We start from the raw sequence: 15,693 nt of genomic DNA on the forward strand, positions 1-15,693 counted from the left end.
GGTACCAATTATATCATATAATCTAAGATTTATTAAGCTTTTAGTGGTTTCAGTCCAAGTATTTCCCTTGCTTCTGCCGGAGTTGCTATTTCTCTGCCAAGCTCTTTGGCAAGTCTTACTACCTTTTCTACCATTTCGCCATTGGATTTTGCAAGTACGCCCTTCTCAATATAAGTGTTGTCTTCAAATCCGACTCTTACATTGCCCCCCATAACTATTGCCATGGCAGCTATCTGGAATTGGCTTCTGCCTATGCCTGCTGCTGTCCAGGTCGAGCCCTGCGGTATGCTGTCTACCATAAATGCCAGATCCCTTGCGGTAGCTGACATCTGAACCCCAAGAACGAAGTCGAAGTGCATAGGAGCCTTAATGAAGCCTTGCTTCTGAAATCTGATGGCATAGTCGATCATACCTTTGTCAAATACCTCTACCTCGGGCTTTATATCTCTTTCTATCATGATCCTTCCAAAGTTCTTTATGGTTGTCTCGGTGTTTACAAATATCTCGTCGCCGCCAAAATTAAGGGTTCCACAGTCAAGAGTAGCCATTTCTGGATAAAGCTCGGTTGGCTGAAGTCTTTCCTCGTCAGTCATACCTACTGCTCCCCCTGTGGAAGGCTGGATTATGACATCAGGACACCTTCTTCTGATCTCATCCATTGCAAGCTTGAATCTTTCCTTGTTTTGAGTTGGAGTGCCGTCGTCCTCTCTTACATGAAGGTGGATTATGCTCGCTCCTGCTTTATATGCAGCCTCTGCTTCTCTGCCAATTTCCTCTATAGTATATGGGACATTGGGGTTATTTTCCTTTGTAACCTCTGCTCCGCAAATGGCAGCAGTTATGATCAATTTTTCCATTATATCAGCTCCTTCTTAAAAGTTGGTTAGTTGGAAAGGGCGACCGATGGTCGCAGTGAATTGTGATCTGTGAATTGTGAATTTAATTGTCCATTGTCAATTGTCAATTGTCAATTGTCAATTATTTACTTCCTCTTCTTATCCTTCGTCACTACGCAGGTCCCTTCAGCTATGCATACAACGATAGGCTCTTCCAATACGTCGCATGCTGACTCGTTGATATCAGGTCTGGGCACTATAACCTTTCTAGCTTCGAACTTCATCTTCCTTGATGTGTTCCCAACGCTTACAATCTCGCCTACTGCCTCGATATAATCACCTGCAAAAACAGGTGCCTTGAACTCGACCTTGTCGTATGCAACAAATAGACCTTCATCTCCATCCAATCTTATGAGAAGTTCAGTAGCAACGTCTCCAAACAAACCAAGCATCCTAGCTCCATCAACAAGATTACCACCGTAGTGGGCATCGTGTGCACTCATTCTAATTCTGATCATAGATTTTTCCATCAAAATACCTCCCTGTTAATGTTTGTCTCAATTATAACATAGTCCTTGTTTTTATTCCACATTAGAAATCGTTATCCCTATCACAGCTTGTTGAATCGAAGCCTGGAATCTGATATCATGATATCAATAGAACTCAGTGTTTATAATAGGAACAACCTATAAAGGGGGATAAATCATGAAGCTCGAAGGGAATGTTCTAGTAGCTCAGGGAGGAGGACCAACAGCAGTCATCAATCAGTCGATGGTAGGCGTAGTCCTTGAAGCAAGGAAGTTTCCACAGGTACAAAAGATATACGGTGCTTTGAATGGCGTCAGAGGTATAATCAACGAAGAATTCCTGGACTTGACCCAGGAGACTACCAATAATCTTGAGAAGGTTGCAGGTACTCCATCCTCAGCTCTGCTCTCAACCAGAGATAAGCCTGATGATGAATACTGCAACAAAATATTCAAGGTTCTGGAAGCCCACAATATCCGCTACTTCTTTTACATAGGAGGAAATGATTCAGCAGATACGGTAAGGATCGTCAATGAAAAGGCGATGCAGTCAGGTTATGAGCTAAGGGCTATCCATATTCCAAAGACCATAGACAACGACCTGAGGGTCAACGACCACTGCCCTGGGTATGGCTCGGCAGCAAAATTCGTTGCTCAGGCTTTTATTGGAGTAAACCTGGACGTAAAGGCTCTTTCAGGAGTATATATCGGAGTAGTTATGGGAAGAAATGCAGGATTTTTGACTGCTGCAGCCTCAATGGCACAAAAGTATCCTGATGACGGTCCGCACCTGATATATCTGCCTGAGCGACCCTTCAATATAGATAGCTTTATCAATGACGTCAAGGAGGTTTACGGTAAGTACGGAAGATGTGTAATAGCAGTTTCAGAGGGAGTTTCTGACGAAGGCGGGACTCCAATAATCGCAAGCCTGACCAAGGATATCGAGGTGGACAGCCACGGAAATGTTCAGCTTTCAGGAACCGGTGCTTTAGGGGATCTATTGTCGGACCAGATCAAGGAAAAGCTTGGAATAAAGAGGGTCAGAAGCGATACCTTCGGCTACCTTCAAAGGTCTTTCATTGGATGTGTGTCTGATGTAGACCAACAGGAGGCAAGGGAGGTTGGTGAGAAGGCTGCCCAATACGCCCTATGGCATAATGTTGATGGATCTGTCACTATCCATAGGACAGGACTATACTCCGTGGATTACAGGCTAACACAGCTTTCAGAGGTTGCAAGAAATACACGTTCCATGCCGGATGAGTTTATCAATGAGGCCGGAAATGGAGTTACGGAAGCATTTAAGTATTATCTGCTCCCGCTTCTTGGATCAAATATGCCACAGGCACATAGACTAAGAGCGCCAAGGGTAGATAAGATACTCAACAAATAGGACAGACAAAAGAGTCGGCGATTGCCGGCTCTTCTACGTAATATGTTCAAATTTAATCGTTTTGTAACTACTATTTTCTCTCCATATGTTAGACTTTATTTGTATAAAGAAAGAGGTGGTCAAGCTGGATGATCTTATTCAACTGAGGAATCTCAGAAAAATATATAAAATGGGTGATGAGAAGATCATCGCTCTGGACAATATTGACCTTGATATTGGCAAAAAGGAATTTATTTGCTTGATCGGAACCTCAGGCTCCGGTAAAAGTACCTTGCTAAATATGATGGCCGGTCTTGAGAAGCCCACAAGAGGAGAAATAATAATCAATGAAATGCATCTTGAGAAGATGGATGAGAAGCAGCTGGCCAAGTTCAGACAGCTTAACATAGGCTTTGTGTTCCAGTCCTATAACCTTATCCCGACTCTCACTGCATTGGAGAATGTAAGCCTTGTACTCACCTTCAAGGGAGTTCCTAAATCAAGCAGGGACAAGGTTGCAACAAAAATGCTTAAGAACGTAGGTCTTGGTAACAGGCTGCACCACAAGCCCTCGGAAATGAGCGGCGGTCAGCAGCAGCGTGTAAGTATAGCAAGAGCCTTTGTTAGCAATCCCAGGATCGTCTTCGCAGACGAGCCCACTGGTAACCTGGACACAAAAACCACCTACGAGGTAATGGACCTGATAACAGGGATGGCAAAGGAATACAGCCAGACACTTGTAATAGTAACGCACGATGTCGAGATATCCGGGTATGCTCACAGAGTCATACACCTAAGAGACGGCAGTATTGAGAGAATAGACATCAATAAATCATCAGAGGAGGGAATAGTATAGATGAAACGATTATTAAGCAGGTTATTGATATTTGCGATAATATTTACGATGCTGCCGGCAGGGGTTTGGGCTGCTGATATGTCTAGTGCAAGACCTGATTTAATGCTTGTCAGTTCAAACTCAGTCAGAGCAGAAGCTGGCGACAGAGATACTATCACAGTTGAGCTTAAAAATGTTGGTACAGAGACCGCTACTAATATTGTAGCTACACTTTATTCGGACAATACAGGAAATGTAGTTGTAGACAGAGGTTCAAGTAAACCTGTAGACAACATTTCTTCTAATAATGTAAAAAGTGTCTCATTTACAATAGATATTGATGATGATGCTGAGGATGACACCTACGAATTACCTTTAGAAATTGTGTATTATAATAATTATGTAGATGATCCTTCAACTGAAAATATTGATGAATCTACTGACCCAATTAAATACATTCTTTCTAAAACCATCAACGTCCGTGTAACCTCATCACCGACCACACCGGAGTTGGCAGTATCTAAAATCGATCTAATGCCTCCAATAGTTTTACCTGGAGGAGATTTCATTGTGGGATTCCAGCTTGAGAACGATGGTGATGGACCTGCAAGAGACATAAAAGCCTCAATAAAAGGACTTTCAGTTGATACTTTCTCATTGAGAGCTGGACTTAGCACTCAAACTCTCGCTTCAATAAATAGAGGTAAGAAGGACTATATATACTTCGAGCTTAAGGCTGCAAAGGGACTTAAACAAGGAAATTATGAGCTTGAGCTTGAGTACAGCTACAAGGATGATAAGGGTAACAAAATGGGACCTGAAACTGAAGGGTTCAGCATCCAGGTAGGATCAAATCTTGAGCAGGCTGCGAACCTTTTACTCCAAAACATCACTTATCCCTCCGGACCTTTGGGTCAGAACAAAGAGGTCAAGGTATCGATGGAAGTAAGAAATCAGGGTCAGTCAATAGCTAAGAATGTGGTAGTAAATGCCGACAGCCAGGAATCGAACGGACTTGTTCCTAAATCACTAAGTACTACGAAAATTGATGCAATAGCCCCTGGCGAGACAGTTAAGGTTGAATTCTTGTTTCTGACTGCTCCAAATGCAGCGACGAGCAACTACCCAATAAATATAACTGTTGATTATACCGATGATTTAGTGTCTCCGGAATTGAGAGATCAGATATCACAAATGATCGGTGTATTTGTAAATGCTCCTGATGAGGATGCTAATCTGTCTACGCCGAAGCTTATAATCGATAAATACAGCTTCAGTCCCACAATGGTCGAGGCAGGCCAAAATTTTGAGATGTACTTGTCATTTTATAATACAAACAGCTCAAGGGCTGTTAGAAACATAAAGATATTTCTTACAGCTGAAACTGAGACCGACTCAGGCTCAGTATTTACACCAGTAAACAGCTCTAACACCTTTTACATCGACAGTATTGCACCTAAGGGTAGAGTCGAAAAGACAATAACCATGTTTACCATACCAGATGCTAAGGCGAAGACCTACACCATAACTGCAAACTTTGAATACGAGGATACTGCAGCCAATCCTTACCAGGCTCAGGAATTTATAGGAATACCTGTAGTTCAGCAATCAAGGCTTGAGACCGGTGAAGTGGGCTACTTCCCTGAGAGCTATGTAGGTCAATCAACTCCAATATCTTTAGAATTCTATAATACAGGAAAGGTAACTCTTTATAACATGATGGTCAAGCTGGAGGGCGACTTCCAGACAGAGAACGGTCAATATTACGTTGGAAATTTTAACAGCGGAAGCAGCGAGTACTTTGAGGGGTATGTTATCCCATCAAATCCTGGTGAGCTTTCAGGGGATATCGTCTTCACATTTGAGGACTCCACAGGTCAAATGCAAGAGGTAAGAAAGCCCTTTACGCTGAATGTCATGGATATGATGCCAATGCCTGAATATCCTGGTGGCGAACCTCCTATCGAGGAACCCATGCCTGGAGAGTCAGGAGGTATAAAGTCCTTCTTAATACCTGGAGGGGTTGCTTTGGCAGCTATAGTTGCAGGAGTGATCATCTACAGAAAGAGGAAGGCAAAAAAAGCCTTAGAGGAAATGGAAATCGATGAATAGCTTCGATCTGGTGCGAATGGGTGTTAAAAACCTGTGGAGAAGAAAGCTGAGGACCTTTCTTACAGTCCTTGGCGTAATAATCGGTGCGACTTCAATTATCGTTATGCTCAGCCTGGGATTTGGTCTAAGCAAGTCCTTTGAAGATCAGATATCCCAGTGGGGGAGCCTTACTACTATAAACGTGTACAAAAGGTGGGAGGATCCATCAATGCCCTCCGGCGGCGGTGAGCCAGTTAAGCTGGATGACAAGGCAGTCATAAGCTTCAAGGCACTTCCCCATGTAATTGCAGTAAGTCCGACACTTGAGGTTTATGGAACGATCATAAATGGAAGATATATCGCAGGAGTTCCCATCAGAGGTGTGGATCCTGATTCTATGGCTGAGTTTGGATTTGAGATAGCTGAGGGTAGACTTCTTACCAGTAGCGATGAGCTTACTGTAGTATTTGGAAGCCAAATGAAGCAGAACTTCTACGATCCCAAGGCAAGAGTTTGGAGAGAGCCTAAGGTAGATCTAATGAAGGATCGTATGACCATGACTCTTAATCCAAGCTACGGATGGGAGGATCCAGGGAATAAGGTGGTTTATAAGGAATACAAGATAAAGACTGCAGGGGTCCTGGCAGAGGGCAATTGGGAGTACAGCTATGGGGTTTTCATGCCCATAACCGAGGTCCAAAAGCTAATAAAGGAAAAAGAAAAGGCGGAGGGAGTAAAGCCTAAGCCAGGTCAGGATTCAAGTACTGATTATCAGCAGATCAATGTGAAGGTCGACGAGATGAAGAACGTCCAGGAAGTTCAGCAGGCAATAAAGGATATGGGGCATGAGGCATACAGCCTTAATGACCAGTTGGAAGCCATGAAGGAAACAGCTGGGATGATCCAGCTTGTTCTTGGGGGAATCGGAGCGATTTCACTTCTGGTAGCTGCAATTGGCATTACAAATACAATGGTAATGAGTATTTACGAGCGGACTAAGGAAATCGGCATAATGAAGGTAATTGGTGCCTCCATCAATGACATCAAAAGATTGTTCCTGTTTGAATCAGCTATGATAGGAGTGATCGGTGGAGTTATCGGGATCGGGTTCTCATTTCTTCTGTCATATCTGATCAACCGCTTTGGCAGTCAGTTCGGTGGTTTCTTCGGTGCAGCAGGAGGATCCAAAATATCGATCATCCCAGTATGGTTGGTATTTGCATCCTTGGGATTTTCGGCATTGATCGGGATAATTTCGGGGTATTACCCTGCAAGAAGAGCGATGAATCTTTCCGCGATTGAGGCGATAAGGACAGAGTAATAGGATAAGCGAAGTATGTTAAGTAATAGAGGGGTAATACTTTTATCGGACCGCTCACGGCCGCTTGGCCAGGAAATGTCCTCAAAAGTGTTACCCCTCAATCTTCTTATCATTAATTGTGACTTCAAATTTAACGTTTTTCTTGTTATTCTCGGGAGGTCAATGACCTCTCCTACTATTCACTATTCACTGTTCGATATTCACTGATTCTCCAGCGCTGCCTTAACAAATCCTCTGAACAGCGGGTGAGCTTTTGTCGGCCTTGACTTAAATTCCGGGTGGAATTGGGAGGCGACAAACCACGGATGGTCCTTTATCTCAACTATCTCAACTAGATCCCCGTCGGGCGAAAGACCCGAGAAGCTGAATCCCTTTTCCTCAAGCTGCTTTCTGTAAAGATTGTTGAACTCATATCTGTGTCTGTGCCTTTCGTGGATCATTTCTGCTCCATAAGCTTCCCTTGCCTTAGAGCCTTCCTTCAATATACATGGATATGAACCAAGTCTCAGGGTCCCTCCCAGCTTTGTAATATCTCTTTTATCGGGAAGTATATCGATTATCGGATAGGGAGTATTTGGCTCAAGTTCTGTGCTGTTGGCACCAGTCAGGCCTACAACATTCCTCGCAAACTCTATGCTTGCAAGCTGCATACCAAGGCATAGTCCAAGATAGGGCACCTTGTTCTCCCTTGCGTATCTTATAGCTGAAATCTTTCCTTCCATACCTCTCTGCCCAAAGCCTCCAGGTACCAGTATCCCGTCAGCCTCACCAAACAGTCTGGCCGAGTTCTGGTCTGTGACGTCTCTTGAATGTATCCATTCAAGCTTAATCTCGGCGTCATTTTCGATGCCGGCATGTCTTAATGCCTCAATAACAGAAAGGTAGGCATCCTTCAACTCCACGTATTTTCCAACAAGAGCTATCCTGACTGATTTGCTTGGGTTTGTTGCCCTGTCAACCAGGTATCTCCAATCAGAAAGATCAGGTGCAGTGCAGCTTAGACCAAGGTGCTTTAATACATTTTCAGCAAGGCCCTCTGATTCCAGCAGTAGCGGTACCTGGTAAATGCAAGCAGCATCCCCATTCTCGATTACTGAGCTTGGATCAAGGTCTGTAAATAGCGCTACCTTCTCCTTGATTCCTCTGTCCAATGGCTTTTCGGTCCTTAATATCAATGCATCCGGTTGTATCCCTATACTTCGAAGCTCCTTCACACTATGCTGGGTAGGTTTAGTCTTCAATTCTCCTGCCTTAGAAAGATACGGTATCAGGGTGACATGGATGTACATAACATTCTCCCTGCCAACGTCATGCTTAATCTGTCTTATCGCCTCAAGAAACGGCAGTGATTCGATATCGCCTACAGTTCCTCCTATCTCAGAGATTATAACATCGACATCCTTGCTTTTCGATGCCTTTATTATCCTCTCCTTGATCTCGTTTGTGATATGGGGAATCACCTGGACTGTCCTTCCGTCGTAGTCACCGTTTCTCTCTCTGTTCAGAACTGCCCAATAGACACTTCCTGTAGTGACGCTGCTGTCAGAGTCAAGATTTTCATCAGTAAACCTTTCGTAATGACCAAGGTCAAGATCGGTCTCTGCTCCGTCCTCAGTAACAAATACCTCTCCGTGCTGGTATGGGCTAAGTGTCCCTGGGTCAACGTTGATGTAAGGATCAAACTTTTGGATCGTGACCTTCAGTCCTCTGCTTTTCAAGAGTCTTCCAAGGCTTGCGGCTGTGATCCCTTTCCCAAGGGATGACACAACTCCTCCCGTGATAAAAATGTACTTGGTTTCCACTTTGATTCCCCTCCTTCTTTATACACTTTTTAACTTGATTATTTTATCCCAACCACGTTAGTGTGTCAAAGGATTTGAGTGGAATAACCATTGTTTTTTTGTTGTTTATCAGTCTTAGAAAAATCAGAAACTAAAAAGCAACAGGGACAGTCCCAGTCCCCGTTGCTTTTATTTTAGTCCGCATCTTCTCCTGAGCTCTCTTATTTGATCGTAGACGACATTATCGATCGGGATACCGGTCTTTTCCCGTTGGAGCCTGAAGATATGCTCCTTCTCCCCTGCTGTATATATCCTGTCCTCTCCGGGAGCTTTTTGAGATGCCCTGAGTGCTCGCAGTATATCGCCAGTGTGCTTTCTGAAGCTCTCTTCATCGACGAAATGACTTACATTTATAGCAATGAAGAAATGACCAAGTCTATATGGAGCCGGTTTACCGCTTTCATCCTTGCCGACAAGTGATTGCATGAACGGACCCAGATGGAGCCCTGACGATAGTATCTCAATGAAGGTCGCATAACCATAGCCCTTATACCCGCCATTGTCTTCTCCAACGCCACCAAGTGGAGTCAAGGCTGCGTAGCCTTTTACAAGTTGATCAAGTACCAGCTTAGGATCCTCTCCGCTGTTTCCTTGATGGTCGATCACCCATCCCTTGGGAAGAGGCCTGTTTTCTCTGGCATACTTCTCTATCTTTCCTCTTTGGGTAGTCGACGTAGCACAATCGAGAACAAAGTCAAAGTCCTCATCGCTTGGTATTGCCAGCGTTAACGGATTGGTTCCAAGCATATTCTCAACCCCGAACGTCGGAGCGATGGATGGCCTTGCATTGGTTCCTGTGATGCCTATCATACCCTTTTCAGCAGCCATCTGAGCATAATAGCCTGCTATCCCGTAGTGTGAGGAATTTTTTACTGATACGATGGATATTCCATAAATCTTTGCCTTTTCAATGGCAAGCTCCATAGCCCTCTTGCCTGCTACATGTCCAAAACCGTCATGGGCATCCAGGATGGCTGTCGCCATATTGTCACTAACTACCTCCAGTCTGGTGACAGGCTCAAGTATACCTTCCTCAAAACGGTCGACATATATTGGCTTGAAACGACCGATCCCGTGAGAATCTATACCCTGGATGTCTGCAGATATCAGTACGTCTGCAATTATCTCAGCTTCATCCTCGGGTACACCATAGCTCCTCAGGACCTCCTCCATGAACAACTTTAGCTCAATAGCCATAATTAACCTTTTTTCGCTCATTTTTCTTCCTCCTGGGAATACATGGCTTCCAGCTTCCCATTAATAAGCAGGTCTATTTCCTCTGCGGTCTTATCCATCAAAACCTCTATCCCCTGCTCTATATGATCGATCGCATATATGTGGAATTCTCCATTCCTTACTGCTTCAACTACTTCCTCCCTCAAGGTCAGGTTGTTAAGGTTTGTTCTTGGTATTACGACACCCTGCTTACCTGTAAGTCCCATGATCTTGCAGACCTGGAAATATCCCTCGATTTTTTCATTTACTCCGCCTATTGGCTGGATCTCGCCCTTCTGATTCACTGAGCCTGTTACTGCAAGATACTGCTTGATAGGGACATCTGAGATGGACGAAAGTATAGCATAGAGCTCAGTACTTGAGGCGCTGTCCCCATCTACCACTGAATAGCTTTGCTCGAAGCCGATACCAATGGTTAAACCTAATGGCTTTTTCTGAGCGTATCTTTGCCCAAGATAGCCGCTTAGTATGAGTACGCCCTTGTCATGGATCCTCCCACTTTGTCTTGCTTCCCGCTCAATGTTGATTACTCCCTTCTCGCCCCGATATACGGTCGCCGTTATTCTGCTGGGCTTTCCGAAGCTGTATTCCCCGGTTCCCATAACTGCCAATCCATTTATCTGGCCTACCTCCTCTCCATCTATGTCTATGAGAAGAGTACCCTCGACGAACATTTCATTCAGTTTTTCCTCGTACTTGTTGGACCGTTTTATCTTGCCATCGATCGCTTCCTTCACATGCTTTTCTGTGATGATGCTGTTTCCATCCTGTTCAGCCCAGAGATCTGCTTCGTACAGTATCTCAATTATTTGATTGAACTGAGTGCTTAGCTTCCCCTGGTGTCCGGCCAGCCTTGTGCTGAACTCAACCACTCTTGCTACAGCGGTCTTGTCAAAGGGTTTAATGCCGCTTTCCTTTGTGTTAGTTGAAATAAATTCTGCCATTCTTTTTATGTTTTCCGGATTCTTCTCCATCTCAATATCAAAATCTGCCATTACCTTAAAAAGCTTTCTAAAATCGTCGTCATAATCATATAGAATACTGTAGGTGTAGTCATCCCCGATTATAATTACCTTGACATCGAGGGGTATAGGCTCTGGTTTAAGACTCGAGGTGATTGCCATGCCCATAAGTCTATTATAGTTCTCAATATTTATTTCATTGGTCTTTAAGGACCTTTTAAGCATTTCCCAGGATATGGGGTTGTTCAATATCTCTTTCATCTGGAATACAATATATCCTCCATTTGCCTGATGGAGAGAGCCGGGTTTTATCTGCATAAAGTCTGTAGTCAGAACCCCCATATGGCTCCTGTATTCAATACTTCCCATCAGGTTGTTGTACACTGGATTTGATTCGTTTATAATGGGTGCATGTTCCAGATGACTGTTGTCCACGAAAAGATTGACCTTGTATCTTATGAAGAAATTATCGTCGGAAGGCATTGGTATGTCAAATAGAGAGAAATTCTTCGGTGCTGCTTTGGCCTTAAATTTCTCGATATTCTCTATGATGTCCTTTTCCAGCTCGTTTAGGTATATTGCAGTTGAGGGTATGCTTCCATAGCTGTCCAAAAGCTTCTTTATGTCGTACTGGATAAGCTCCTTTGCCATATTTTCATCAAGCTGTGTGAGGTAATCCTCCAGTTCTTCATCCAGCAGCCTCAGGTCGTTAAACTCCTCAACTGTGGCGATCCTTAGCTCCTCATACTTCTCCATCATGCTTTCACGCTCTTCAAGAGACAATGAGCTATACTCCTGCTCATTGATTGGCTTTCCCTCCTTGAGAGGTATTGAAATAAGACCCTGGTCGCTTGGAGTATATACGAAGCCAAACTCCTGGGACTTTTCGTTGAGCTTCTTAAGGACCTCACTTTTCTTCTGGTTGGTTATCTTGAACAGATTGTTCTTTCTGTTCTCATACTCTATCCCGGAAAAAGCTTCCGGAATGGTCTTCTTAAAGCCTTCTACCAGGCCCTCCAGATCTTTTTTGAAATCCTTTCCCTTACCATGTGGAAACGGCAAAGCCTTGGGAGATTCTTTTTTGTTGAAGTTGTAAACATATACCCAGTCCTGAGGTACGGGCTGTTTTCTTGCAAAATCCTGAGCTATGGAATATGTGAAGCTGCTGCGACCTGTTCCGCTCAAACCAGCAACATAGATATTATAGCCCCTCTTCCTCATCTTAAGACCAAAGCTTAAGGCATCTACACCTCTATCCTGGCCGATTATCCCCTTCAAAGGCTCAACAGTCTCGGTGGTTTGAAAATCAAGAAGCTCAATGTTGCATGGACTGGTCAGCTCCTCCGGCATCAATCTGTACTTATCCTTCATCAGTATCCCTCCCAACTTGTAAACGCTCATATCTTTTATACCCATCTATTTTTTTACAAACAAAAAACCAGGCTTATACCTGGTTTAATAGAAAGCATTTAACAGCACAGGAACTATCATGGCTACCACCATTATTATTGCCAGCACTATCGATACAGTTTTCTTTACTTTCATTAAAATCATTCCCTTCCAGTTCTCGATATCTTAATATTAAATGTTTTGTCTTCTAATTTCAATTTATTTCTTTTCCGGTTCTTAGAGTTAGCTGCATGACCCCAAGGATCAGTGCGATGGCCATTGCGATTATAGACAGCAAGAACGGTACTCTGTTGCCTATTCCATATGCAAATCCCGCTATAAGGGCCCCCAGCATTTCGCCTAAAGACCTGGATGCACTGAACAAGCCTGACATAAACCCTGCGCCATGCTCTGTGCTCTTGACTGCAAAGCTCTGGAGCATTGGAAAAAGAACAGTATGCATTGTAAAATAGAAAAGACTCCATGCCATAAACGGAACAATGCTTTTATTGGCAAAAATCATAAATGCACCGAGTAGAGTTAAACTCAAGAAAATTATCAGAGCATTCTTCCCCTTATAATTTCTTGCTATCCAAACATTTATAGTAAGATTTGCAATGAGGCCGAATATTCCTGTTCCCGCCCTCCATATGCCGTTCACAACTGGCTTGAAATCCAGCTGCTCCTTTAGATAATAGTTGAATGCATTCGTGTTGCTGGAGTAAGCGATAAACACGAAAAGAGTCACGCCAAGGAAAATCATGATCCATGGAGTGAATACTGCCTTTGATTTTTCTCTATCCTTTAAAATATTCCAGATAAAATCGGGCTTGGAGCTCTTACCTGAAGGAGAATTGGTCTCTCCCAGGGCTAAATGTATCGCAAGACTCACTGCTATCATAGTGATCCCCTGAATATAGAATACATACCTGACCGGAAGATAACCCAGGATTCCACCTATAAGAAAGCCTGCAGACATGGAAACGCTCATCACAGCTGAGAAGGCAGCTATCCTTTCAGCTCTGTTGGATTCATTGGATACATCCACAACAGCTGCAAGAAATCCTACCATGAACCCTCCGCTGAACAACCCTGCAATAGCACGAAGCAGGAGTATGTGCCAAAGCTGAGTGGACATTCCGTATGTTATCTGAGTCAATCCGTAAAAAAGCGTAGAGTATACAAGAGTCTTCTTTCTGCCGTAATTATCTCCCAAGCTTCCCCATATGGGTGAAGTCAGGAATACTACTGATACCATAACAGCCATCGAGGTACCAAATACATGGCTTGGCAAATTCAACTGTGTAAAATATGTTGGATTTACGGGATGGTGGAAGTTTGTAGCTAACCATAGGAACACAGATATTATCATTAATTTTTTGTATTGTCTGTCCATCAATATCCTTCTTTCAATTAAAGCATGTTAGGATACATTTTAGCATAAAAGAACGAAACAAACAACTAATGCCAAGAAAAGAAAAAAGCAGCAGGAACCTTCCCCACTGCTTTAAAACAAAACGCAGCCCCGAAGGACTGCGTCTGATTTAGCTTAGATTATTCTACTATAGAAGCTGTTGAGAAGTCTAGAGTTCCAAGAACTGATCTGTCCCATCCTTGAAGCTTTGGTGATGCAAGAACTATATCAGTATAGTGATATACTGGGATTATAGGAAGCTCTGACATCAGTATTTCTTGAGCTGCGTAAAGAGCCTCAAAGTGCTCAGCTCCTCTTGTCTTAGCAGCTGTTGAAAGAAGTGTGTCATATTCTGAATTTTTAAAGTTTGGATCGTTGTATGCATTCTCGCTTGTAAATATTGCAAGAAGTCCCATTGGATCCATGAAGTCTGTCAGCCATCCGCCTCTAGCAACTTCATAGTCTCCTTCTTTTCTAGTATCTTGGAATACTGCCCACTCTTGGTTTTCAAGCTTAACACTTATACCAAGGTTAGTTTTCCACATTTCTTGTACAAGCTCAGCAACTTGTTGATGACCAGCGCCTGTATTGTACATAAGTGTGAATTCTGGGAATCCTGCGCCGCCTGGGAAGCCAGCTTCAGCCAATAACGCTTGAGCTTCAGCAACCTTGCTAGCATCGGATGCGATTCCGTAAGTGCCTGATTTTTCGAAGAAGTCATTTCCTTCGTGATCTAGGAATCCTGGAGGTACAAAGCCTGCTGCAGGAATTTGTCCTGATCCCATAGTCTCAGTTATAAGCTCTCTGTCAATTGCAAGGTTAAGAGCTTTTCTAACTCTTACGTCCTGGAACATCGGAAGATCCATATTGATGTTATAGTAGTAAGTTCCCAATAGTGGGAATACATAGAATTCTGAGCTCTCTGCCATTAGAGTTGGTATCTCTGCTGGTGGAACATCTGGTAACAGATGAAGCTCGCCTGCCTGATATGCTTGGTAAGCTGTTGCTTGCTCGTCGATGAATTTACCTTCGATCCTGTCGATCTTAACTTCTGCTGCGTTCCAGTAGTTTTCGTTCTTAACAAGTGTCAAGCCTTCGCCTATCTTATAGCTTGTCAACTTGAAAGGTCCATTTGATACTGCTACAGCAGGATCCTTTGCCCATGCGCCGTCTGCTCCAGCTTCTACTGCTGATTGCTTAGTTGGCAGGAAGTGGTAGAAGGATAGTAAGCTTACGATATAATCTGTAGGAGTTATAAGCTTAACTTCAAGAGTTTGATCATCAAGTGCTTTTACTCCAACTGCATCAAGTGATGCTCCATTTACTGCGTCAAAAGCACCAACTATGTTTGTGTACTCCCAAATCCATGCATACTCTGAAGCTGTAGCTGGATCCATTCCTCTTTTCCAGGAGTATACGAAGTCGTGAGCTGTAAGTGGTGAACCATCAGACCACTTGGACTCTCTCAGCTTGAAGGTAACAGTAAGACCGTCTTCTGATACTTCCCAGCTTTCAGCGATTCCAGGATATACAGTACCGCTCTTTTCTCTTGTCAGACCCTCGAAAGTTTGGTTGATGACGTCTCCACCATCACTTGCTCCGTTTAGAACTGGGTCGATAGTCTTAGGATCTGCACCTATATTCCAGTTGAAAACTGCTTCTTTTGCTGGTTCTGCTGGTTGCTCTGCAGGTTGCTCTGGTGCTGGTTCTGGTGCAGGTGCCGGCTGTGCACATCCTGCCAACAATGATACAGCCATTGTCAGTACCAGTACGAGCGCTAATAGTCTTTTGTTCATTTTTTCCCCTCCTTATTGATGTTGATGCTGCTATTTAAACCGGACGTTCCGGATTAAATACTAAACTCAT

Annotated in this window: 11 protein-coding genes; 4 read left to right on the forward strand and 7 right to left on the reverse strand. The window is 43.6% G+C overall.

Going from position 1 to position 15,693, the window contains the following annotated elements:
- Positions 1–32: 32 nt before the first annotated feature.
- Positions 33–857 (reverse strand): 3-keto-5-aminohexanoate cleavage enzyme, encoded by an 825-nt coding sequence (gene kce / locus AC4PHB_RS08620; RefSeq protein ID WP_333686815.1) that lies wholly within the window; start codon positions 855–857, stop codon positions 33–35.
- Positions 858–982: 125 nt separating this feature from the next.
- A complete protein-coding gene (kal, locus tag AC4PHB_RS08625; RefSeq protein WP_333686814.1) occupies positions 983–1,366 on the reverse strand; it encodes a 3-aminobutyryl-CoA ammonia lyase in 384 nt (127 codons plus the stop codon).
- 175 nt (positions 1,367–1,541) lie between these two features.
- Here kal and AC4PHB_RS08630 point away from each other — a divergent pair, with 175 nt between their 5' ends.
- The 4 genes from AC4PHB_RS08630 (at position 1,542) to AC4PHB_RS08645 (ending at position 6,985) form a co-directional block, all read left to right on the forward strand.
- On the forward strand, positions 1,542–2,759 hold the full coding sequence (locus AC4PHB_RS08630) for a 6-phosphofructokinase (protein WP_492136041.1): 1,218 nt from the start codon (positions 1,542–1,544) through the stop codon (positions 2,757–2,759).
- Between the two features lie 85 nt (positions 2,760–2,844).
- Positions 2,845–3,594: an ABC transporter ATP-binding protein gene (locus AC4PHB_RS08635; RefSeq protein ID WP_492136042.1), complete on the forward strand. Its 750-nt coding sequence runs from the start codon at positions 2,845–2,847 to the stop codon at positions 3,592–3,594.
- Positions 3,595–5,685, forward strand: coding sequence for a COG1361 S-layer family protein (locus AC4PHB_RS08640; protein ID WP_492136043.1), 2,091 nt, complete (start codon positions 3,595–3,597; stop codon positions 5,683–5,685).
- 16 nt (positions 5,686–5,701) lie between these two features.
- Positions 5,702–6,985, forward strand: coding sequence for an ABC transporter permease (locus AC4PHB_RS08645; protein WP_492136044.1), 1,284 nt, complete (start codon positions 5,702–5,704; stop codon positions 6,983–6,985).
- Positions 6,986–7,185: 200 nt separating this feature from the next.
- Here AC4PHB_RS08645 and pyrG read toward each other — a convergent pair whose 3' ends face one another.
- From pyrG to AC4PHB_RS08670, 5 genes are all read right to left on the reverse strand, one after another.
- Entirely contained in the window at positions 7,186–8,787 is a 1,602-nt protein-coding gene (gene pyrG / locus AC4PHB_RS08650; RefSeq protein ID WP_492136045.1) for a CTP synthase, read from the reverse strand.
- Positions 8,788–8,955: 168 nt separating this feature from the next.
- Positions 8,956–10,044: an Ldh family oxidoreductase gene (locus AC4PHB_RS08655; protein WP_492136046.1), complete on the reverse strand. Its 1,089-nt coding sequence runs from the start codon at positions 10,042–10,044 to the stop codon at positions 8,956–8,958.
- The gene (locus AC4PHB_RS08660; RefSeq protein ID WP_492136047.1) at positions 10,041–12,395 is read right to left on the reverse strand and encodes a Lon protease family protein; all 2,355 of its coding nucleotides are present in this window, start codon (positions 12,393–12,395) and stop codon (positions 10,041–10,043) included. The genes AC4PHB_RS08655 and AC4PHB_RS08660 overlap by 4 nt, the downstream gene beginning before the upstream one ends.
- 232 nt (positions 12,396–12,627) lie before the next feature.
- On the reverse strand, positions 12,628–13,809 hold the full coding sequence (locus AC4PHB_RS08665) for an MFS transporter (RefSeq protein WP_333686802.1): 1,182 nt from the start codon (positions 13,807–13,809) through the stop codon (positions 12,628–12,630).
- Positions 13,810–13,967: 158 nt separating this feature from the next.
- On the reverse strand, positions 13,968–15,623 hold the full coding sequence (locus AC4PHB_RS08670) for a peptide ABC transporter substrate-binding protein (RefSeq protein ID WP_492136048.1): 1,656 nt from the start codon (positions 15,621–15,623) through the stop codon (positions 13,968–13,970).
- Between the last annotated feature and the right edge of the window lie 70 nt (positions 15,624–15,693).

Source organism: Gudongella sp. QWL-04, from assembly GCF_058683975.1.